Genomic DNA, 21,096 nt, shown 5'->3' on the forward strand with positions numbered 1-21,096 from the left:
GCGCCGCAGCGCAGAAAATATGTGGCCAAATCACATTCCGTTGATGTGTCTTTTATTCGGGAGCCGAAGTAATGCCACGGGTAGGCACCGTGACCGAACGGGATCGCACGACCGCGCCGAAAGGCTGCGGGCCGCTGATCCCGCCACTGTCGGAAACACTGCGGCCATTGCGCCAGCAGGTGTTCGAGCGGGTGCGCGCCGCCGGGCTGATCGCGCGTGTTCAGGTGGCAAAAGACCTTGGCGTCAGTCCGGCCTCGGTGACCACGACAACCTCCGAACTGATCGAGGCCGGGCTGATCGAAGAGGTCTCTGCCCCGCGCGACCCCGAAACCGGGCGCGGCCGTCCGGCGGTCGCGCTGGGTGTGCGGGCGGCGGCGCATCACGTCGCGGGGATGCGATTGTCCGACCGTGAACATACCGCGGTCGTGGTCGATTTCGCGGGCCGGATGATCGCCAGCGACTCGGTGCCGCGGCGACCCGGCGCGATGGACCTGAAAACGCTGCTCGACGCCAGCGAGGCGCTGTTGGATCGGGTCTGCGCCAAGGCCGACATTCCGCGCGGCCAGTTGAGCGCGGTGGGCCTTGGCGTGCCGGGTTTTGTCGACCGGGCGGGCGGGCTGGTGCTGTGGTCGCCGGTGCTGACCGAACGCGCAACCCCGCTGGCCGCCGCCGCCACGGCCCGGTTCGGACTGCCGGTGCATGTCGACAACGACGCGAACCTGGTGACGCTGGCCGAACTTTGGTTCGGCGCCGGGCGCAGTTTGTCGGATTTCGCCGTGGTGACCATCGAGCATGGCGTGGGCATGGGACTGGTGCTGAACCACCGCATCTATCGCGGCGCGCAGGGGCTGGGGATGGAACTGGGCCACACCAAGGTGCAACTGGACGGCGCGTTGTGCCGCTGCGGCCAGCGCGGCTGTCTGGAAGCCTACATCGCCGACTATGCGCTGGCGCGCGAGGCGACCACGGCGCTGAACCGGACCCACAAGGAAAGCCAGTCGATCGGGGTGTTGCTGGAAAGCCTGTATGACCACGCCAAGGCGGGCAATACCGCCGCGCGGTCGATCTTTCGCCGGGCGGGGCGGTATCTGGCGGTCGGACTCGCCAATGTGGTGAACCTTTTTGACCCCGAGTTGATCATCCTGTCGGGCGAGCGGATGCGATATGACTACCTTTACGCCGCCGATACCCTGGCCGAGATGGAGGCGTTGATGCTGAACACCGGGCGCCCGGCGCCAAGGATCGAGATCCATGCCTGGGGTGACCTGCTCTGGGCGCATGGGGCGGCCGCGCTTGCCTTGTCTGCGGTGACCGATGGTCTGCTGGTGCCGGTGCGGGAGATCGCCGCGCAATGAGAGGGCTGGCTGTTCTTGCGTGCCTCGCGGCCACGCCCGCGCTGGCTGATCCGCATTTCATCGACCGCGCGCAGGCTTTGCCGGTGAGCCAGGTCTATTCCGGCGGGTGGGAGCATTTCGTGGGCGGCGGCGTCGCCGTGATCGACTGCATGCACTCCGGCTACCCCTCGGTCTTCGCCGCCGGCGGGTCGGGGCCGTCGCGGCTGTTGATCAACACCACCGCCGGGCCGGGCGCGCCGATCACCTTCAAGGTCGCCGACGGTTTTCCGGTCTTGACCGACGTCACCGGCGCCTACCCCATCGACATCGACGGCGACGGCTGGGCGGACCTGTTCGTGATGCGGGTCGGCGGCAACGTCATCCTGAAGGGCGGCCCGCAGTGCAGCTTTACCGATGTCACGAAAGACTGGGGCCTGGACCCCGGTGACAAATGGACGACCGCGTTTTCGGCAACCTGGGAGACCGGGCAGACCTGGCCCACCATCGCGATCGGCAACTACGTCGACCGCAAGAACCCCAACGGGCCGTTCTTCGCCTGCGATACCGATTTCCTGGTGCGCCCCGAGGGCCGCAAGTTCGCCGCGCCGATTCCGTTAACACCCAGTTTCTGCACGCTTTCCATGCTGATCTCCGACTGGCGGCGCAACGGCGAGCGGGATCTGCGCGTCGCCAACGACCGGCAATACTACGTCAAGGGCGGGTATGAGCAGATGTGGCACCTGAACCCGCTGCGGCAATTCACCGAAGCCGAGGGGTGGCAGCAAGTCTCGCTCTGGGGCATGGGGATCGCCAGCGCGGACCTGTCGGGCACGGGTTACCCCGATGTGATGACCACCTCGATGGGCGACCAGCTTTTGCAGATCAACACCAAAGGCTCGCTGGCCGCGGCGCCCTATTCGATCGGCACCTATGCCCAGCGCCCGTTCAAGGGCGACGACGGCCGCCCCTCGACCGGCTGGCACGCGGAATTTGCCGATGTGGACAACGCCGGGCGGATGGACCTGTTCATCGCCAAGGGCAACGTCGATCAGATGCCAACAAACGCCTCGAAAGACCCCAACGACCTGTTGATGCAGCAGGCGGATGGCACCTTCGTTGAAAAGGCCGACGTGGCGGGGGTTGCCACCACGGAACGATCCCGCGGGGCGGCGCTGGTGGACCTGAACAATGACGGGCTGCTGGATCTGGTGGTGATCAACCGCCGGGCGCAGATGGAGGTCTGGCAGAACGCGACGCCGGGCGCCAACCACTGGCTGGAGGTGCAGCCGCGCATGGATCAGGGCGGCAATGCCTATGCGGTGGGCGCATGGGTCGAGGTGAAAAGCGGGGGCCGGATGCAGGATCAGGAAATCACCGTGGGCGGCGGCCATGCCTCGGGTCACCTCACGCCGATCCACTTCGGATTGGGGTCGGCGGACAGCGCCGAGGTGCGGGTGATCTGGCCGGATGGCACGGCCTCGGACTGGACGACGGTTCCGGTGGATCAGAAGGCCAGCCTGCGGGCCGATGACAAAAGGTTAACGGTGGCGCCGCTGTTCTGATGGGAACGGGGCGCAAGCCGTTGAAGAGGCTGGAAAATCGGGGCACCGAAAAAGCACCGATTTTGCACCGAAAACACACCGACGTTGAACAGATTTCGTCCGCCGGTCAGTGATCGACGGGCAGCCCGCTGGGCACGCTGTCGGGCACGCCAAGGCGGCCCTTCAGCGCAGCCGGGTCTTTCAGCGCCTCGAGGAAGGCGTAGATCGCGTTCACATCGTCATCCGACAGCGTGACCGGCGGCGTCGTGACGGCGGCGAGGATCGCCTTGCGCTCGGCCGGGTCGTTCCAGACCGCCCAATCGGGCTTGGCGGGCGTGTATCCGGCGGGGAAGATCGCCTGCGGCGAGTAGGTCGCGGCACCGGCGACCGGGTCGGCGTGGTAGCGGATGAACGCGCGCAGGTCGGTATGGGCGCCGTCATGGCCCCAGGGCCCGGTTTCGGTGACGTTGCGCAGGGACGGCGTGCGGAAGGCATAGATGTCGGCCGGGTTGTTGGACACACGGTAGCGGCCGAGGTCGCGTTCGTTCGTCTCGAACCGTTCCGTCTTGCCGGGGCCAAGCTGCGGCTCGCCCATCGCGTGAAAGCCGTTGTCGGTCTGGAACGGGCCGCTGTGGCAGGTGCTGCAACCGGCGCGACCGTAGAACAGGTCCATCCCGGTCTTCGCCTCGGGCGGCAGATCGGCCTGACGGCGCAGATAAGCGTCAAACGGGCTGGTGTCGGACCGCCATTCGAAGGCGACGAAGGCCGCGATGGCGTTCGAGATGTCGGTGAAGGCGATCGGACGGCCCGCGGCGATGTCGGGGTAGACACGCACGAACATCGCCTGATAGGCGGGAATCGCGCTGATGCGGGTGGCGATCGCTTCCCACGCGCCGCCGGGGCCGGTGATCTGGCCCTCGCGCACGAGCTTGGAAATGTCGTTCTCGGCGGCGTTGCCCGACATCTCGTCCTGCGCGAGCACCGGGAACATCGCCTGCGCCGACAGCACAGAGACGAAGCCGCGCACCATCTCATCTTCCATCGGGGTGCGCAGGCCGGAGGGGCGGCTGGGGTCGGTCTCGATTCGGCCATCGTGGAACATCACGGTGAAGGACTTGGCACCAAGGTTGAAAAGGGCGGGCGCGTTGCGGCCGATCCGCTGTTCGGGCACGTCGTTCGGGTCGGGGTGGCGCTGCGGCCCGAGGTCGATGCCGCCCTCGCCGATGTCGAGCGAGACGCCATCGGAGGTGCCGAATTTCGGATTGTGGCAGGTGTCGCAGGCGATGTTGCGGTTGCCCGACAGCTCGCGGTCATAGAAAAGCAACTGGCCCAGCTTGGCCTCCTCAAGGTTGACGGCGGTGTAATCGGCATCGGTCACCGGCCGGGGCACGTCGGCCAGCGCGGGTGCGGTGAAAAGGGCCGCCGCAGCCACCGAAGCGAGCATGGATACGCGTGTCATCTGACGTCCTCCCGTTGAAGCGCAGTCAACCACGTCGGGTCGCCGCGGGAAAGGGCAGCGGAATGATATGATCCCGTGGCGGCGCGTCGGTTGCAGCCCCCTTCGCCCCGTGCAAAAGTCGGCACGTCGGACAAGGGAGAGCGACGTGCGCGCAGAGGGCCTAGGGCAAGGGCGGTTCGGCCTCGCATCCCTCGCGCTGGCCGTGACGCTGTGCGCGGCGAGTATGGCGGAGGCCGCGACGCAGGTGGTGTTTGACGCCCCTTCGGCGGGCAAGGATCTGCTGGCCACGCTGAAATCCGCCTCGCTGCTGGTCTCGACCGAGGCGGCGGGCAATGACAGCGCGCAGGACTTGTTCGCCGCGGCGCGGGCAGATTACGGGCGGCTGGTCGGCGCGCTTTATGGCGCGGGCTATTACGGGCCGGTGGTCCACATCCTGATCGACGGGAGCGAGGCGGCGGGAATCGCCCCGCTTGACGCACCGCAGCGAATCAACGTGATCCGCGTCGAGGTGGAACCGGGCCCCGCATTCCGATTCGGCACCGCGCAGATCGCGCCGCTGGCGCCGGGCACCAAGCTGCCGGACGGGTTCCGCACCGGCGCGCCCGCCCCGAGCGGCGTGATCGAGGGCGCGGTGGGGGCCGCGATCCTGGGCTGGCGCGACGTGGGGCACGCGAAGGCGAAGACCGCCGGGCAGAAGATCGTTGCCGATCATCGCACCTCGACGCTGGATGCCGAAGTGACGATTGCGCCGGGCCCGGAGGTGACTTTGGGGCAGTTGGTCATCACCGGCACGTCACAGGTGCGGCGCGAGCGCATTCTGGCCATCGCGGGCTTTCCGACCGGCACCGTCTACTCGCCCAAGAAGGTCGAGACGGCGGCGAACCGGCTCCGGCGGACCGGCGCCTTCAGTTCCGTCGCGCTGAGCGAGGCCGACAGCCTCGGCCCCGGCAACACGCTGGACGTGACGGCGGCGGTGGTGGACCAGAAGCCGCGGCGGCTGGGGTTCGGCGCGGCAATCTCCAGTTCCGAAGGGGCGAGCCTGACCACCTACTGGCTGCACCGCAACCTGCTGGGCGGAGCCGAGCAGTTCCGTATCGACGGCGAGGTGGACGGCATCGGCGCGCAGACCGGCGGGCGCAGCTACAAGCTGTCGGCCCGGCTCGATCGGCCCGCGACCTTCAACGCGGATACCTCGTTCTACGTGCTGGGGCTGATCCAGCGGCAGAACCTGACGGACTATGACGCTACCACGCTGACGCTGGGCACCGGGTTGAAGCGGATCGTGAATGACCATCTGACGCTGCGCTATGGCGTCGGCTTCGACAGCGAGCGGGTGACCGATACCACGGGCGTGACCGCCTACCGCGACGTGACGCTGCCGCTGGGCGCGACCTGGGACAACCGCGATCTGGAGCTGGATGCCCATCGCGGCGCCTATGTCGATCTTGCGCTGATGCCGTTCGTCGGGTTCGGCGGCACCGGGACCGGCGCGCAACTGACGTTTGACGCGCGCGGCTATCGGTCGGTGGGGCAAAGCGTGGTGCTGGCGGCGCGGTTCCAGGTGGGGGCGATCCTCGGCGCTTCGCTGGCCTCGACCCCGCGCGACTATCTGTTCTACTCGGGCGGCGGCGGCACGGTGCGGGGGCAACCCTATCAGTCGCTGGGCGTCTATGCGCTGAGCCCGACGCAGCGCAGCGGCGGGCGGGCTTTCCTGGGCCTGTCGGGCGAGGTCAGGACGCATGTGACGAAGTCGATCGGCCTCGTCGCCTTCTACGACGCGGGCTACGTTGGCGCCGACAGCTTCGGCGCGGGCGCCTGGCAGGCGGGCGCCGGGCTGGGGCTGCGCTATGACACCGGGATCGGGCCGATCCGGCTGGATGTGGCGGTGCCGGTCAGCGGCAACACCGGCAAGGGCGTGCAACTTTACCTTGGCATCGGGCAGGCGTTCTGATGCGGTGGCTGGCGCTTCTTTTGTGGCTGATCCCCGCACTGGCGGGAGCGCAGGACAAGGGGTTCCTGGCCTCGACGCTGGAACAGAGCCTGTCCGGGCCGGGCCGGGTGGTGACGGTCACCGGCTTTGCGGGGGCGCTGTCGTCAAAGGCGACGATGACCGAACTGACGGTGGCGGATAGCGCGGGGGTCTGGATGACGCTGCGCGGCGTGGTGCTGGACTGGAACCGGGCCGCGCTGCTGTCGGGCCGGGTCGAGGTGACGACGCTGACGGCGGATGAGATCATCGTGACGCGGCCGCCGCTTGCGGCGCCCACGGCTGCGCCTTCCGCCGAGGCGGGCGGGTTCAGCCTGCCCGATTTGCCGGTTTCGGTCAGCATCGGCAAGATCGCCGCGACGCGGGTGGAACTTGGCGCGCCGTTGCTGGGCACGGCGGCCGTGGTGACGGTGTCCGGCGCGCTGCAACTGGCGGGGGGCGAGGGCAAGGCAACGCTGGACATTCACCGCATCGACGGCACGCGCGGCGCCTTTGCGCTGGACGCGAGTTACGCCAACGCGACGCGGCAACTGGCGCTGACCCTGACCACCGACGAGGCGGCGCAGGGGCTGCTGACCACGATGATCGGCCTGCCCGGCGCCCCGGCGCTGAGTCTGAGCATTCAGGGCACCGGCCCGATCGACGCTTACGGCGCCGATATCCGGCTGGCGACCGACGGGCAGGACCGGCTGACCGGCAACGTGACGCTGGCGACCGCGGCGGCGGCGGCGGGCGCTGTTCCCACGCGGACGTTCACCGCCACCCTTGCGGGCGACATCGCGCCGCTGTTCGCGCCGGAGTATGCGACGTTCTTCGGCCCGAACATCAGCCTGAACCTGGCCGGGGTGAGGCAGCCGGATGGCGCCGTCACGCTCAGCGCGCTGCGTCTGGTCGCGCAGGCGATCGACATAACCGGCACAGTCCGCGTGGGCGCGGATGGGCTGCCCGACCTGCTGGACCTGAGCGGCCGGATCGGGGCGGCGGACGGCGCGCCGGTGCTGCTGCCGCTGCCGGGGGCGCAGACCAGGCTGAACAGTGCCGACCTTCGGCTGACCTTTGACCGGGCGAAGGGCGATGGCTGGCAGGGCAACGTCGCGATTGTCGCGCTGAACCGGCCCGACCTGACGGCGCAGACCCTGACGCTGTCGGGCACGGGGCACATCGCGCGACAGGCGGGCGGTGGCGCGGTGGACGGAACGCTGGATTTCGCCGGGCAGGGTGTGGTTCTGGCCGATGCCGCACTGGCGCAGGCGTTGGGCGATGCGGTGCAGGGCCGCGTGCGCTTCGGCTGGCAGACAAATTCCCCGCTGACCCTGCCCGAGGTCACGCTGACCGGCGCGGGTTACGGGCTGACCGCCAGCGGACAGGTGGACGGGCTGGACAAGGCGCTGACCGTGACCGGGTCGGCCCAGATGACGGCGGACGACCTGTCGCGGCTGTCGGCGCTGGCGGGACGCAGCCTTGGCGGCGCGGGGTCGGTCACGGTCAAGGGTAGCGCGGCGGTGCTGGCGGGCAGCTTTGATCTGGATGCGACGGTGACGGGGCAGGACTTGCGCGCCGGTCAGCCGGAACTCGATTCGCTGCTGCGCGGCGCCAGCACGGTGCACCTGTCGGCCGCGCGTGACGAAACCGGCACCACGCTGCGCACGCTGTCGGTGACGGCCGCGACACTGACGGCGACGGCTTCGGGCCATGTGGCCAGTGACGCGGCCGATGTGAACGCCACTCTCGATTTCACCGACCTGTCGGCGCTGGGCGGGAGATACGCGGGCGGGTTGAACGCCGATCTGCATTACACGCTGGCCGCCGGAAATGGCACGCTGACGCTGACCGGCACCGGGCGCGATCTTGCCATCGGGCAGCCAGAGACCGACCGGCTGTTGCACGGGCAGACCAAGCTCGACGTGAAAGCCTCGCGCATCGGCGGAAAGACCAGGATCGACAGTTTCACGCTGACCAACCCGCAGCTTGACGCGAAGGCGACGGCCAACCTGTCGGGCGCAGCACGGCGCATCGACCTGTCGGCGAAACTGGCCAACCTTGCGCTGATTGCGCCGGGCTTTCCGGGGGCGCTGACGGTCGGCGGGTCGGTGACCGAGGCGGATGCGGGCTACAGCCTCGACCTGAAGGCGACCGGGCCGGGCGGGCTGTCGGCCGCGCTGGGCGGGTCGCTGGCGGCGGATTTCAGGACGGTAGACCTTGCGGCGAAGGGCAGCGTCGAATCCGGTATCGTCAACGGGCTGATCGAGCCGCGATCCATCCGCGGGCCCGCGCGGTTCGACCTGCGGCTGAAGGGCGCGCCCGCGCTGTCGGCGCTGTCGGGAACGGTCACGCTCGGCCCGGCACGGCTGGCGGCGCCGACGCTGGGGCTGTCGGCCGATCCGGTGACGGCGACGGTCACGCTGGCGGGCGGGCGGGCGAAGCTGACGGCCAAGGCCACGGTCGGCGGCGGCACGGTGACGGTGGACGGGCCGGTCGCGCTGACGGCGCCATTCCCGGCCAACCTGACGGTGGCGCTGAGCAACGTGGGGCTGAAGAACCCCGACCTTTTCACCACCCGGCTCAGCGGCAACCTGACGCTGGACGGGCCGCTGACCGGTGGCGCCGCGATCGCGGGCAGGTTGCGGATGGGTCAGACCGAGCTGCGCGTGCCCTCCACCGGGCTGGGCGGTGACGCGATGATCGCCGACCTTGGCCACATCGGCGCCTCGGCCGAGGTGCAGGCCACACGGGCGCGCGCCGGGCTGGTGGCCTCGACCGTCACGGCGGGGCAGAGCCGGGCGATTCCCTACGGCCTGGACCTGACCATCTCTGCGCCCAATCAGGTTTTCATCCGCGGTCGTGGACTGGATGCCGAACTGGGCGGCACGGTGGTGCTGGGCGGCACCACCGCCAACGTGATCCCCAGCGGCGGGTTCGATCTGCTGCGCGGGCGGCTGGACATTCTGGGCAAGCGGTTCGATCTGAGCCAGGCCAGCCTGCGGCTGGAGGGGCGGTTCGTGCCCTATGTGCAGATCGCGGCATCGTCGCTGAACGACGGCGTGACCTCGACCATCACCATCGAGGGCGAGGCGACGGACCCGAAGATCACCTTCTCTTCCTCGCCGCCGCTGCCGCAGGAGGAGGTTCTGTCGCAACTGCTGTTTGGCCACGGCCTGGCGAAGATCTCGCCGTTTCAGGCGGCGCAGCTTGCCTCGGCCGTAGCGACGCTGGCCGGGAAGGGCGGCGAGGGGATCGTCGGCAAGCTGCGACAGGGCTTCGGGCTGGACAACCTCGACGTGACCACCGACGCGACCGGGGGTGCCGCAGTGAAAGCGGGCAAATACCTGTCCAAGCGCATCTATTCCGAGGTCACGTTGGGCAGCGACGGCAAGACCGTCGTGGACCTGAACCTGACCGTGACGAAATCTGTGACGGCAAGGGGCAGCGCGTCATCGGACGGCACGACCAGCCTCGGCATCTACTACGACCGCGACTATTAGGGCGAATTCTGGTTCAACATGAACGCGAGTCGCTTCAGGGGCCTTCGTGGCGCTCAAGCTCCGCGTTGAGCGCGGCGCCGAGCAGGATCACGTAGGCGCTGATGTAGAACCACATCAACAGCGCGACAACGGCCCCGATAGAGCCGTAGACGCGGTTGTAGCTGGAAAAATTCGCGATGTAGTAGGAAAAGCCGACCGATGCCGCGGCCCAGAGCGCAACCGCCAGCAAGAGGCCGGGCGAAATCCAGGGCGAGCGGGGCCCGCTGCGGTTCGGGCCGTAGCGGTAGGCAAGCCCGACCCCGAACAGGACGACGGCGAGCGAGATCACCCATTTGGCGATGCCGACCGCGAGCGTGAAGAACGGCCCCAGCGGAACCACCGCCAGCAGAATCGGCACGATGATGGTCGCCGCCAGGGCGACGAGGGCAACGCCGACCAGGATCAGCGTCAGCAGGATCGAGGCGAGGATGTGCCCGACACCGCCCCGGTCATCGGCCCGGTGTGTGGCGTTCAACCCCTCCATCAGCGCGGCCACGCCCGCACGCGCCGACCAGAGCGCGGCCAGCGTCGAGATCACCGAGGCCCAGCCCAATGTCGAGACATTGGCCGCGATCAGCGCGCGGACCTGCGCGATGAGAATGTCGAAGGCCTCGGCCGGGATGAAATCGGCCAACTCCTGGACCTGACCAAGGATGATCTGCGGATCGGCGAAATAGCTGAACAGCGCGATCACGGCGGCGACGGCGGGAAAGATCGCCAACATGGAAAAGAACGCCACGCCGGCCGCGATGAGGCCAAGCTTGCTGTCGGCCACGATCCGGACGACGCCCCGCACGGTTGAGAAAAGGAACGTCAATGCGCGCAGCGATCAAGCTCCCTCGGATCGGGTCGAAGGGCAGCTTAGGCCGACCAGAGCCGAAGCGATAGGGCAAGAAGAGGGGCGCCCGCCGTCGGTTCCTCCAGATCGCCGTCGACGGCGCCGCGGGTGGACGCTCTGTCGGTGACCGGCGGGCCGACGGGATATCTTCCGCGGACGCGCCGCAAAGTCGGCGCACCGCGCTATTCGGCGAGGTTCTGGATCTCGAGATAGCCGGACAGCTTTCCGACCCATTGCCTCGATTGGCGCAGCACGTTCTTGCCGTCGAACCAGTATTCGTTGGTGAACGTGTCGTTTCCGCCGGTGCAGGATTCGGTGTAGTGCCGCGTGTTGTAGCTCAGTTGCACCACGTCGATGCTGGCAGGCCCCGCGTCCGCCATGATGCAGCGGAACACCACCGGCGTCGTCTGGTCGAGACCGTCGAGGTAATAATGCGTCCGCGCCACGGCCCCGGACCCGGCCCGGATATCGGCCACCGTCGGCAGCGAGGCTGACATCAGATCGCCGGGAAGGCCGCGCGTTGCCGTGACCAGTCCGTTCCGCAGGCTGATGGTCGTGTGATCGGTGGTGGACCAGGTGACCACGTCGCGGTTCGTGCCGTAGACACCAAGGTAGCCTTGCGTGCCGAGCTTCGGCACCTTGACAAGCAGGATGGGCACACCCACCGCGCGCAGTTGCGCGCGCGTGATTTCGGGGGCTGGCGCCGCCTTGTTGCGCGGTGAAAAGATCGATTTCACCACCCCCGCGATCTGCCTGCTGGACCCGACGCCCGGATCGTTGCCGCATCCGGACAGGAACGAGGCCGCCACGACCAGACCAGCCGCCAGAAACTTGGCGTGTCTCATCGGAACACCCTCCCCCATTGATCGTAGAGATCGCCCGACTGATAGGCCCGCACGACATCGTAGAGCCGCCCATCGACGCTGACCATCGCGCCGCCGTCCCGCTGGATCGGTCGCAGGGTGATGCCCGCCGAATCCTGCGTCGGTGTTCCGAGAACCCAGTTCAGCGGAATGCTGATGAAGATGCCCTTGTCGAACGACCCTTCGCCGAAACGCGCCGCCGAAACGTTGGTCTTGGTGGCGAAACCCCCGACCCGCCATCCGTTGGGCAATTCACGGCTGACGGTCAGCGTTGCCCCGACATCGCCGGCAAGGTAGCGCCCGGCGTCAACGCGGGCCATGTAGCCGCTGTTGAACTTGTAATAGGCCGACACGAAGCCAGTCGTGACCCCGTAGTGAAGGAAGCCGAACCCGCCGTTATAGTCGCGCTGGCGGACGTAATCGAGTTCGGCCCCGAGCGCGAAGCGGCTGTTCGGCCGCTGCCAGAGCACTTCGCCCGAAACACCGCCGAACATCTGTTCCAGATACCCGACCGTAACCCGACCGAAAAGGTTCGGGCCGGGGCGCGAGTACCAGGCGCCGGTCAGCGTCTCGATCTGCGGGCCGGACGACTTGTCGTAAAGGTAGGCGTTGGTTCGGACGTGGGGCAGAACGGAGTTCGACACGCGAGTCGACGTGTTCAGGTTGCCGAATGCCTTCTGGGTGACCGACCCCGAGAGGAACACCCCCGGCACGATGGTATAGGTTCCCGAAAGCCGTAGCCCGACATCAGCCCGCAGGGGATTATCAGGGTCGAACAGGCTGATGCGCGTGTAGGGCGCCAGCGACCAGGTCAGGCGCGGATAGAGCTTGTCGCCCCGGATGGCGCCCGCGGGAAGCGGCCCGGCATCCGTCAAGCGCGTATAGGCGCGCAGCGATGCGTCGCCATTCGGGGCAAACTCGCGGTTCTCGATCTCGGTCCGGCTGATGACCACGGCCGAGATCGGGATGCCGTCGACGACGGGCACGATCCGGAACGTTTCGACCGACGCCGGCATGGTCTGCGTCAGCACACGTGCCGCGCGCCCGATCGCCTGCGCACCCGAGTCGTATGTGGTGTTGATGATCCGCAGCTCGGCCGTGTCGGCCGTCACGGACAGCGCCTCAAGCGTCAGCCCATCGACGGCGAGCTGCTTTGCGACGTTGTCGCGCAGGATCGCCAACGCATCGGGCTGGCTCGTCCAGGACGTCGACCAGGCGTCCGGATTGGACGTGATCGAGGGCCGCACCAAGACCGGCACCGGCCCCGGCCCCATCAGGCTCCCGGTCGGGCGCACCTTGGGATCGAGCGTGATCTGCAGGCTGAACCCGAGCTTCGAGCCGTAGAGTTCATAGAGGCCGACGCGAACGCTGTTGTTCACGTCATATTCGATGCCCGCGTTCCAAGGGATACGGCGGTCAAACAGCCCCTTCTTCACTTCCTGGGTGTAGCCGTCCGACGAGTATTCCGCCTTGAACCGCAACCGGTCGGTAATCTGCCACTCGACCCCGCCGAAGGGGGCCACCGGGCCACGGAACCATTGCTTCAGCGACGGGGTGCCGCCAACTCCGAAGTTGGCCGACGGGCGCTTGCCAAACGTGTCCCCGATCGAGCCGTAACTGCCGTAGCGCCCCCAGCCCAGACCCAGGGTGAACTTGAGCTGCGGGGTCAGATGCTTCGTGGCGACCAGGTATTCACCGGACATGAAATCCGTCCCGATGAAGTCCTGCAAACCGACGAGCACGGCCGGAAGATAGCGGCCCTCGCTGAGGATCTGGTAGCGCAGGTCGAAACTGCGATCGTAGTAGGTATCCTTCGAAACCGCCAACCAGTCGCGAAGAGAGGAGTAGCGAAAGCTGCCCGACAGGCGCGGCGAGATCTGGAACGACAGTGTTGTCCGCGTGATCCCGGCAAAGCTCGACACGCTCGTCGAAAGATCGCCGTCGCTCTGCACTTCGGCCGTGGGCATGTCGATCAGGCCGGTCACGCCCATGAAATTCAGCGAGGGCTGCGGCACAAAGTCATCGGCCGCCGCCACACCCGCCAAAGCCGCCGCCAATGACGACAGCGCAAGCACTTTTCCGATCGGACGCGTCATTCGTTGGCCAGGACGCATGTCCACCCCTCGTTTTTTTTCGACCTTAGGGGGGTGACCGGCGCAGGACAACAGGATTGCAGGCCGGACAATCCGCCGCAGCGGAGTGTGGCGCGGGGGCAACCTTCGCGGCCGACACGGTTCAGAACGTCTTAACGCCTCGGCGGCTATTCTGCGGGCAACGGACAGGGGATGAGATGCGGTACGCTCCCGACGATCTGATACCAACCTACGCGTTCGACCCGCCTGCCAACGGGGATCGGGCGGGATCGTCATCATCGACGGAGGTGACGATCCTTCTGGCGCTCTACAATGGCGGGCGGTTCATCGACGAGCAATTGGACAGTCTGGTGGCCCAGACGCATCCCGATTGGCGGCTGACGGTCAGCGATGACGGCTCGCATGATGATGGGCCGGAACGTGTGCGGCGCTGGGCGGCGCGCCATCCCGATCGCCGGGTCCGGATGCTTTCAGGCCCGGGTGGCGGTTTCGCGCGGAACTTCCTGCACCTGCTTGCCTCGGTCGGGCCCGGCGCCCGATTCGTTTCTTTCGCGGATCAGGACGATGTCTGGCTGCCGGGCAAGCTGGCCCGCGCGCTCGACGCATTGTCGCGGGTGCCGGAGCGTGAACCGGCCTTGTATTGCGCGCGCACCTGGATCTGCGACGCCCGGCTCGGCGATCTGCATCGGTCGGAGCACTGGCCCCTGCCGCCGTCATTTCGCAACGCGCTGGTGCAGAACATCGCCGCGGGAAACACGATCGTGGTGAACCGGGCCGCGCTGCGGCTGTTGCAGGCCGCGGCGCGGCGGGTGGAGGATGTGGCGGCACATGACTGGTGGGCCTACCAGATCGTCACCGGCGCGGGCGGCACGGTGATCCACGATCCCGCGCCAAGCGTGCTCTACCGCCAGCACGACGCGAACGTGATCGGGGCAAATCGGGGAATGCGGGCGCATCTGCGGCGCTACTGGATCGTCGTGCGCGGGCATCTGCGGCGCTGGAATGACCTCAACATTGCGGCGCTGCTGCGCGCGGCCCCCTACCTGACGCCCGAGAACCGGGCGCTGGTCGAGGCTTTCGCGGCCGCGCGGGCATCGTCGCCAAGCCGCCGTCCGGCGCGGCTCGGGCGCCTCGGTCTGCACCGGCAAAGTCGCCTTGGCACCGGCTGTCTCTGGGTCGCGGCCGTTCTCGGGCTAGTGTGACACCAAGGCGCCACGGCTTGCAGGCCACCCGGCGCTTGCCTACTGATGGGCACCAAAGGGTTTGGCGGGCCGCATGAACATTCTCTTCGTCCATCAGAACATGCCCGGCCAGTACCGGGAAATCCTGCGCTGGCTTGCGGGCCAGGGCGAGCATCGCATCATCTTTCTGACCCAGCGCAAGGAAATCCAGGCGACCCCCGGCGTCACCATCGCGCGTTACAAGACGCATCACCGGTCCGCCAAGGATGCCTACGCCCTTTCGCGCTATTTCGAGGATTGCATGGGCGCCGGATATGGCGCGTTCCTCGCCTGCCGCACCATGCAGGACCAGGGTTTCCGCCCCGATCTGATCCTCGGCCATGTCGGCTGGGGCGAACTGACCTTCGTCAAGCAGGTCTGGCCCGACGTGCCGATCCTGGGGTATTGGGAATACTACTTCCTTTCGCAGGGCGGCTCGATCGGCTTCGATCCCGAGTTTCCGCCCTCCGAGTCCGCCGCTCAGGTCAGCCATGCCCGAAACGCGGTCAATTACCTCTGCCTGGAGGCGGTCGATCTGGGCCAGTCGCCGACCCGGTGGCAGATGGAGACCTACCCCGAGCCGTTCCGCGCCAAGAGCTATGTCTGCCATGACGGTATCCGGACCGACCAGTTGCTGCCGAACGCCGCCGCATCGCTCCGGCTTGCGCGCCTCGACCGCGACATCGGGCGAAACGACGAGGTCTTCACCTACATGGCGCGCAACATGGAACCGACGCGCGGCTTTCACGTCTTCATGCGCAGCCTGCCGCAGATTCTCGACGCCCGGCCGCAGGCGCGCGTGCTGATCATCGGCGGAAACGAGGTCTCCTATGGTCAGGAAAGCGGTGAGGCCGGGGGCTATCGCGGCCAGATGGAGCGCGAGCTGGGCGCCCGCGTCGACTGGACCCGGGTTCACTTCCTCGGGCGGCTACCCTACGCCGATTACGTGAAGGTGATCCAGATCAGCCGCTGCCACATCTACCTGACGGTGCCCTTCGTGCTGTCCTGGTCGCTGCTGGAGGCGATGTCGATGCAGGCGACGATGGTGGCCTCCGATACCGCCCCGGTGCGCGAGGTGATCACGCATGGCGAAACCGGGCTTCTGGTCGATTTCCTGTCGCCCGAGGCGCTGGCGCGGCAGGTGATCGACGTCCTGGCAAGGCCGGGCGACTATGTCGGCCTCGGCCCTGCGGCGCGGGCGCGCGTGGTGCGGGACCATGACTTCCTGACCCAGACGCGGGCCGTTCACGTCGCGCGGATGAACAGCCTCGTGCCGCGGGCGTTGGCGATCCGCAACTGAAGTGCCGCCCATGATCAGACGCTTGCCTTTTTCGGTTCGGCGTCACATCTGTCGTCCATGAGCTTCTTTGGCACCTTGTTCAGACGACGCACACCGCCGAGCCCCTCCCGGCCCGTCGGCCCGGTCGTTTTTGCGCCGCCGCGCCCGGACGCGCCACTTTACGTGATCGGCGACATTCATGGTCGGATCGATCTGCTCGACCGGCTGCTGGAACAAGTCGGGGCGGATGCGGAGGCGCTTGTCGCCGAGATGCCCGGAACCACGCCTTTTCTGGTCTTCCTTGGCGACTACATCGACCGGGGCGAAAGCAGCCGGGCCGTGCTGGAGCGTGTGCATGGTTTGCAAATGCACGGTGAAGGCCGGGTCATCTGCCTGCAAGGCAACCACGAAAAGCTGATGCTGGACTTCATCGATGCGCCTGAAAAAGGTCCACGCTGGCTGCGCAATGGCGGCCTGCAGACGCTTCTGAGCCTCGGGCTGGGTGGTGCGTTGGCCGAGGGGATGGACGCCGACGAACTTGGCGCGCTGTCACGCGATGTGCACCGCGCGCTGCCCGATGGCATTGAGGACTGGCTGCGCAGCCTGCCGCTCAGCTGGCGGAGCGGCGACGTCTGGGCGGTACACGGCGGCGCGGACCCGGCAAGACCGATGGACGAGCAGGAAAGCCGCACCCTGCTGTGGGGGCATCGCGATTTCGACACGGTGCCACGGTCCGATGGTGCCTGGGTCGTGCATGGCCACATCGTGGTGGACGCCGCCGTGGCTGCCGAGGGGCGCATTTCGGTCGATACCGGCGGGGTCTACACCGGGCACCTTACGGCCGCGCGCATCCTGCCCGGTTCGGTCAGCTTTCTGGGAACCTGAGCCTGAACGGAAGGCAAATCGGCCCCGCTCTGAACAAGGGGGCCGATCCGATCTTCTCGCAGGGACGAGGGTCCGCGTCAGCTCTGGTCGTAATACCGCGACTTGTAGACGTCGTAGCCGTATTGCCCGCCATAGCCGTAGCGTTTCATCTGACGGCTATCGACCTGGTTCAGCACCAGCCCGGCGATTGGAATCCCCAGCGACGAGAACATCTCGAGCCCCTGGCGCACCTGCGTGCGGGTCGTGGAGTCCCACTTCACCGTATAGATGACCGCATCCGCATGGCGCGCGATCACGCGGGCGTCGGGAACCACCAGCACCGGCGGCGTGTCGATTAGCACGAAGTCGTAGTGTTCGCACAACAGCGTGATCAGCGACGAGAATTTCTCGGACGCGAAGACATCGGCCGCGTTCACATTCGCCTTCGCCGCAACCAGCAGATCCACCCCGACTTCCGGCTGCATCAGATCGTGCTCGAGAATCTCGTTGTGATCATTCATCGCGCTGAGCAGGGTCACCGCGTGTTTGGTGTCGAAATACTCCGAGAAGATGCGGCGGCGCAGGTCGCCCTCGATCAGGATCACGCGCTTCCCGAGGTTCGCCATGTTCAGGGCCAACGCCAGGGTCTCGGTCGTCTTGCCTTCGCCCAGCAGCGACGAGGTGATCATCAGCACTTTTGGCGGATGGTCGATGTTCGACAGCAGGATCGAGGTGCGAAGGTTCCGCACCGCCTCGGCGATGATCGACGTCGGTTTGTCACGCAGGTAGCCCAGCGCATCCTTGCGCGAATGGCTGGGAATCACCGGGATCGACCCCAGCACCCGCAACCCGGTCGCCGCGCGCAGTTCGTCGGCGGTGCGGAAGCTGGCAAACTGAAGCTCGCGCAACAGCACGACGCCGGAGCCGATGATCAGGCCGAGGAATGTCGCGACGACGAGAAGCAGGCCTTTGCGGGGCGACGTTGCGATGGGGATCGGCACCGCAGACGAGAGTTGCACACTATTAGCAAGGGCAAGCCCGAGCTGAACGTCGGTCTGCTTCAGGCGCGCCAGAAACGAATCATAGATCGCCTGGGTCGAATCCACTTCACGTTGCAGTTCCTGCAATGTGATTAGGTCCTTGGACTGCTCGTCAATCTGATCCGACTGAACCTTCTCGGACGCAACAAGAGCAGAGATTTGTTCATCGTCACGCAGAACCGCCGTCCTTGCCCGTTGCAGCAACGCATTCGCCGCAGCGTCGAAATCAGTCCGGGTGATTGTTCCTGCCCTTAGCCGGTCCACCAGAATTGAAAACGAGGGATCGTCTGCAAATGCACCGAACGCATCAGGGTTTCCGGCCTGAATCAATGCCGCCAGATCGTCGACCCGCTTCGCTGTTACGTCGCGGTCGTTGCGCAGCCGCGACAACCGGTCGCGCAGATCCTTGATCTGAACCTGCAGGGCCGTCAGCGCGTCGGCACTGACCAATTGCGTGATGTGGTTGAAGTCGCTCAGCTTGTTCTCGGCGGCCTGCAACTGCGCTTGCAGGTCGGCAGTGCGCGCCGTCAGGAATTGGCTGGCCTGTTTGGTTGCATCAAGTTGCTGCAACTTCTGGTTATCGATGTAGAGGGCCGCGATCGTGTTCGAGATCAGGGCCGACTTGTTCGGGTCTTTCGACGTCACATCGATATCGAAGGCCATCGAGTTGGTCTCGTTCGTGACGGTCAGTTGCGACAACAGTTGATCAATGACCGCGTTCCGGATGTCGGACTGCGTCGGGGGTGGCGCCAAGGGCATCCCCAGGAGACTCTTGACACGATCTTCCGCACCTTTGACGATCAACGCGAAAGTCGTCGGTTCCAGCAGAACGTTGAACTCGGGGTCATTGATGAGTTCCAGCTTGTCAGTGACGCGCTCGAGAAGGTTTCGCGACTGAAGGACAATCGTTTCCGTGTTGATCGTCGAACTGTCGGTTCCAAGTGCGGACAGAACACTGTCCACGCTGCTGATCACCTGGCTCTGCTGCGTGTTCATCGAAACAACCGCAGTCGAATCATACATCGGCGTCGCCAAGAAGAAGACGTACACCGCGGCCATTACTGCCAAAGCGAACGCGGAAACGAAGACAAGTAGCTTTCCGCGCCACAGCACCCTGCCCAGCGCGATCAGATCGATCTGGTCATCGCCCGTTTGACCAGGGACTGGAATGTCGGTTTTTATTTCACGCATGTCATTCACGGGACGTTGCTCCCCCTGTGTCACTTGATGCCAATCAAAAAATGCATTCTCTAGCCTTTGCGCGTCACCGTGTTTCGGTGACCGGTCCTACAATCTTCCGGCCGACACACTCCATCGAAGCTGGTGAGCGCGTCTGCCCGTTCGAATGCCTTTGCCGTCAGCCGTCAGGTCGGGCTTGACGCTCTTATACCCCTGCCCGCGTCTGGAAGATAGCGGCGCTCAATTCCTGCGTTCGCTCCCGCCGGTCCCCGTATGGGCGGCCGGCGGAACCAATCGCATCACTTCACCTTGGTCACCGTCGCGCCCACCAGGGTCGGCGACAACTGCGCGATCACGCGGCCCCATTTGGTGATCGGCTGTTCCGCGATGAAGATCACGTCGTTCGGGCGCAATTCGAAGCGCGTCGCCATGATCACGTTCACCGCGTTGCTCGCATCAAGCTGATAGACCGAAATGCCGGTCACGCCACCCTTCGCCTCCTCGGCCCGGATCACGTAGATCTGCCGCGGGTTTGCCGTGATGTTGGAGAACCCACCATCGGAGTAAAGCGCGTCTGCCAAGGTCGCTTTCGTCGCATAGGGTAGCGGGAAGCGGCTCTGCTTGCTGACCTCGCCGGTGAGGTAGACGAAGTCCTGCGGTTCCGCGCCAAGTGTCAGCCGGGCCTGGAAGTTCGCCCGCGCCGCCGTAAGCTGGCCCTGAGCGATCGTGACCTGGGCGCTCAGTTCCGCAAGGGCCTGGGCCCTGGCCTGGGTCTTGGCGCCCGAAAGCGCGATCTGTTCGGCGAAATAGGCCTGCGCCTTGTCGAGATCGTATTCGGTGTCGACGAAGATGCTGTCACCATCCACCAGTCGAATTCGCTCGTTTCCTTTGGTCGCGAACACGTCTTTCAACGGCACCTGGTAAAGTTGCCCATCGCGATAGAGACGCACGGTGGCGTAGCTCTGATCAGAGACCGTCACGCCGCCGACCGCAGCCAGGGCTTCGTCGAGGTAGACCGGCGTCAGCGTGATCGGTGCAACCCCGGGCACCCGGACGGCGCCGCCGACCGAGACCTGCTTGGAATGGAACTCGGCGATCTCGAGACTGAAAGCCGGCGTCATCTGCTTGGCGACGATCGCCTGAAACAGCGCGTTCTCGGCCTCTTCCAGCGTCAGGCCCGCAAGCTTCACGCGGCCGACGTCGGGGATGGCGATCGCGCCGTCATCCTGCACGGTATAGCCTTGGCGCTTGCTTTGCGCGACCAGCAACCCCGTCAAGGCGCCGACAGTGCTTGCCGATGCGGCATTGTCCGTCGTCGCCAGCAGCACCACATCGCCGACCCCGATGCGATAGGGGACATCGGGCGGCGGTGGCGGCAGGTGCGCGGTCACCTGCGCGGGCCGGGTTTCGGGCAGCAGCGCCGGATCGGGCATCGCGCCCGCACCGGCGGGCATCGCGCCACCGGGGCCGAGTTGATAGAAGGCCTTCGGTAGCGGCAGCGGCGTGTAAGGCGAGGCGTTGGCCTCGGCGATCACCGGCGCCGACATCATCTGGACATGCACCGGAATGCCGCCAACAGCTTCGTCGTGCACACTCGGGCTGATGTAAGCGGACCCGCAACCGCCCAGCAAAAGAGCGATTGCAACGGAAAAGTACTTCATCATCCCCCCGAGGGTAGAGCGTTCTATCGCTCCCAGTTCCCAGAAACGGGCTCGGCATACAAGAGGTTTTGCGCACGTGCGCCGGTTTCCGCACCACGTTGCGCGGGCGCTCCGGCAAATCCACGGCAGGAACATGCGGCGAATTGTCGGCGATCGCCGCGCGCGCGCCATATTCGCGTCACCGCACCGGACCGCTTTTCCGCCAACCTTTGCGGGG

Annotated in this window: 13 protein-coding genes; 7 read left to right on the forward strand and 6 right to left on the reverse strand. The window is 66.4% G+C overall.

Features of this window, described 5'->3' with window-relative positions; genetic code table 11:
* Positions 1-71 precede the first annotated feature (71 nt).
* Together AC11WY_RS03920 and AC11WY_RS03925 are read left to right on the forward strand one after the other, a co-directional pair.
* The gene (locus AC11WY_RS03920; RefSeq protein WP_482922749.1) at positions 72-1,355 is read left to right on the forward strand and encodes an ROK family protein; all 1,284 of its coding nucleotides are present in this window, start codon (positions 72-74) and stop codon (positions 1,353-1,355) included.
* The gene (locus tag AC11WY_RS03925) at positions 1,352-2,896 is read left to right on the forward strand and encodes a CRTAC1 family protein (RefSeq protein ID WP_482922751.1); all 1,545 of its coding nucleotides are present in this window, start codon (positions 1,352-1,354) and stop codon (positions 2,894-2,896) included. The genes AC11WY_RS03920 and AC11WY_RS03925 overlap by 4 nt, the downstream gene beginning before the upstream one ends.
* A gap of 106 nt (positions 2,897-3,002) precedes the next feature.
* Here AC11WY_RS03925 and AC11WY_RS03930 read toward each other — a convergent pair whose 3' ends face one another.
* Complete coding sequence (locus tag AC11WY_RS03930) at positions 3,003-4,334, reverse strand: cytochrome-c peroxidase (protein WP_482922753.1); 1,332 nt, start codon at positions 4,332-4,334, stop codon at positions 3,003-3,005.
* 145 nt (positions 4,335-4,479) lie between these two features.
* Between AC11WY_RS03930 and AC11WY_RS03935 the strand changes: the two genes are divergently transcribed.
* Positions 4,480-6,285, forward strand: coding sequence for an autotransporter assembly complex protein TamA (locus tag AC11WY_RS03935; RefSeq protein ID WP_482922755.1), 1,806 nt, complete (start codon positions 4,480-4,482; stop codon positions 6,283-6,285).
* Positions 6,285-9,803, forward strand: coding sequence for a translocation/assembly module TamB domain-containing protein (locus AC11WY_RS03940; protein WP_482922757.1), 3,519 nt, complete (start codon positions 6,285-6,287; stop codon positions 9,801-9,803). Before AC11WY_RS03935 ends, AC11WY_RS03940 begins: the two co-directional genes overlap by 1 nt.
* 34 nt (positions 9,804-9,837) lie before the next feature.
* Here the strand turns inward: AC11WY_RS03940 and AC11WY_RS03945 are convergent, their stop codons facing one another.
* From AC11WY_RS03945 to AC11WY_RS03955, 3 genes are all read right to left on the reverse strand, one after another.
* Complete coding sequence (locus tag AC11WY_RS03945) at positions 9,838-10,617, reverse strand: YihY/virulence factor BrkB family protein (protein ID WP_482922759.1); 780 nt, start codon at positions 10,615-10,617, stop codon at positions 9,838-9,840.
* Between the two features lie 245 nt (positions 10,618-10,862).
* Positions 10,863-11,525, reverse strand: coding sequence for a YjbF family lipoprotein (locus AC11WY_RS03950; RefSeq protein WP_482922761.1), 663 nt, complete (start codon positions 11,523-11,525; stop codon positions 10,863-10,865).
* A complete protein-coding gene (locus tag AC11WY_RS03955; protein ID WP_482922763.1) occupies positions 11,522-13,579 on the reverse strand; it encodes a YjbH domain-containing protein in 2,058 nt (685 codons plus the stop codon). Before AC11WY_RS03955 ends, AC11WY_RS03950 begins: the two co-directional genes overlap by 4 nt.
* 254 nt (positions 13,580-13,833) lie before the next feature.
* On the opposite strand from AC11WY_RS03955, the gene AC11WY_RS03960 reads away from it, so the two are divergent.
* The 3 genes from AC11WY_RS03960 to AC11WY_RS03970 all read left to right on the forward strand — a co-directional run bounded on the left by AC11WY_RS03960 (position 13,834) and on the right by AC11WY_RS03970 (position 17,020).
* Positions 13,834-14,838, forward strand: coding sequence for a glycosyltransferase family 2 protein (locus tag AC11WY_RS03960; protein ID WP_482922765.1), 1,005 nt, complete (start codon positions 13,834-13,836; stop codon positions 14,836-14,838).
* Positions 14,839-14,911: 73 nt separating this feature from the next.
* Positions 14,912-16,156 (forward strand): glycosyltransferase, encoded by a 1,245-nt coding sequence (locus tag AC11WY_RS03965; RefSeq protein ID WP_482922767.1) that lies wholly within the window; start codon positions 14,912-14,914, stop codon positions 16,154-16,156.
* 162 nt (positions 16,157-16,318) lie between these two features.
* Entirely contained in the window at positions 16,319-17,020 is a 702-nt protein-coding gene (locus AC11WY_RS03970; RefSeq protein WP_482922769.1) for a metallophosphoesterase, read from the forward strand.
* Positions 17,021-17,097: 77 nt separating this feature from the next.
* On the opposite strand, the gene AC11WY_RS03975 is transcribed toward AC11WY_RS03970, so the two are convergent.
* Together AC11WY_RS03975 and AC11WY_RS03980 are read right to left on the reverse strand one after the other, a co-directional pair.
* The gene (locus AC11WY_RS03975) at positions 17,098-19,230 is read right to left on the reverse strand and encodes a GumC family protein (RefSeq protein WP_482922909.1); all 2,133 of its coding nucleotides are present in this window, start codon (positions 19,228-19,230) and stop codon (positions 17,098-17,100) included.
* Positions 19,231-19,517: 287 nt separating this feature from the next.
* A complete protein-coding gene (locus AC11WY_RS03980) occupies positions 19,518-21,050 on the reverse strand; it encodes a polysaccharide biosynthesis/export family protein (RefSeq protein WP_482922771.1) in 1,533 nt (510 codons plus the stop codon).
* Between the last annotated feature and the right edge of the window lie 46 nt (positions 21,051-21,096).

This window comes from Solirhodobacter sp. (assembly GCF_964715405.1).

Excerpts from the sequence above, each read along its gene's own strand:
- AC11WY_RS03920 (WP_482922749.1), top strand. The coding sequence starts at position 72 with ATGCCACGGGTAGGCACCGTGACCGAACGGGATCGCACGACCGCGCCG.
- AC11WY_RS03925 (WP_482922751.1), top strand. The coding sequence starts at position 1,352 with ATGAGAGGGCTGGCTGTTCTTGCGTGCCTCGCGGCCACGCCCGCGCTG.
- AC11WY_RS03930 (WP_482922753.1), bottom strand. The coding sequence starts at position 4,334 with ATGACACGCGTATCCATGCTCGCTTCGGTGGCTGCGGCGGCCCTTTTC.
- AC11WY_RS03940 (WP_482922757.1), top strand. The coding sequence starts at position 6,285 with ATGCGGTGGCTGGCGCTTCTTTTGTGGCTGATCCCCGCACTGGCGGGA.
- AC11WY_RS03950 (WP_482922761.1), bottom strand. The coding sequence starts at position 11,525 with ATGAGACACGCCAAGTTTCTGGCGGCTGGTCTGGTCGTGGCGGCCTCG.
- AC11WY_RS03960 (WP_482922765.1), top strand. The coding sequence starts at position 13,834 with ATGCGGTACGCTCCCGACGATCTGATACCAACCTACGCGTTCGACCCG.
- AC11WY_RS03965 (WP_482922767.1), top strand. The coding sequence starts at position 14,912 with ATGAACATTCTCTTCGTCCATCAGAACATGCCCGGCCAGTACCGGGAA.
- AC11WY_RS03975 (WP_482922909.1), bottom strand. The coding sequence starts at position 19,230 with ATGCGTGAAATAAAAACCGACATTCCAGTCCCTGGTCAAACGGGCGAT.
- AC11WY_RS03980 (WP_482922771.1), bottom strand. The coding sequence starts at position 21,050 with ATGGCGCGCGCGCGGCGATCGCCGACAATTCGCCGCATGTTCCTGCCG.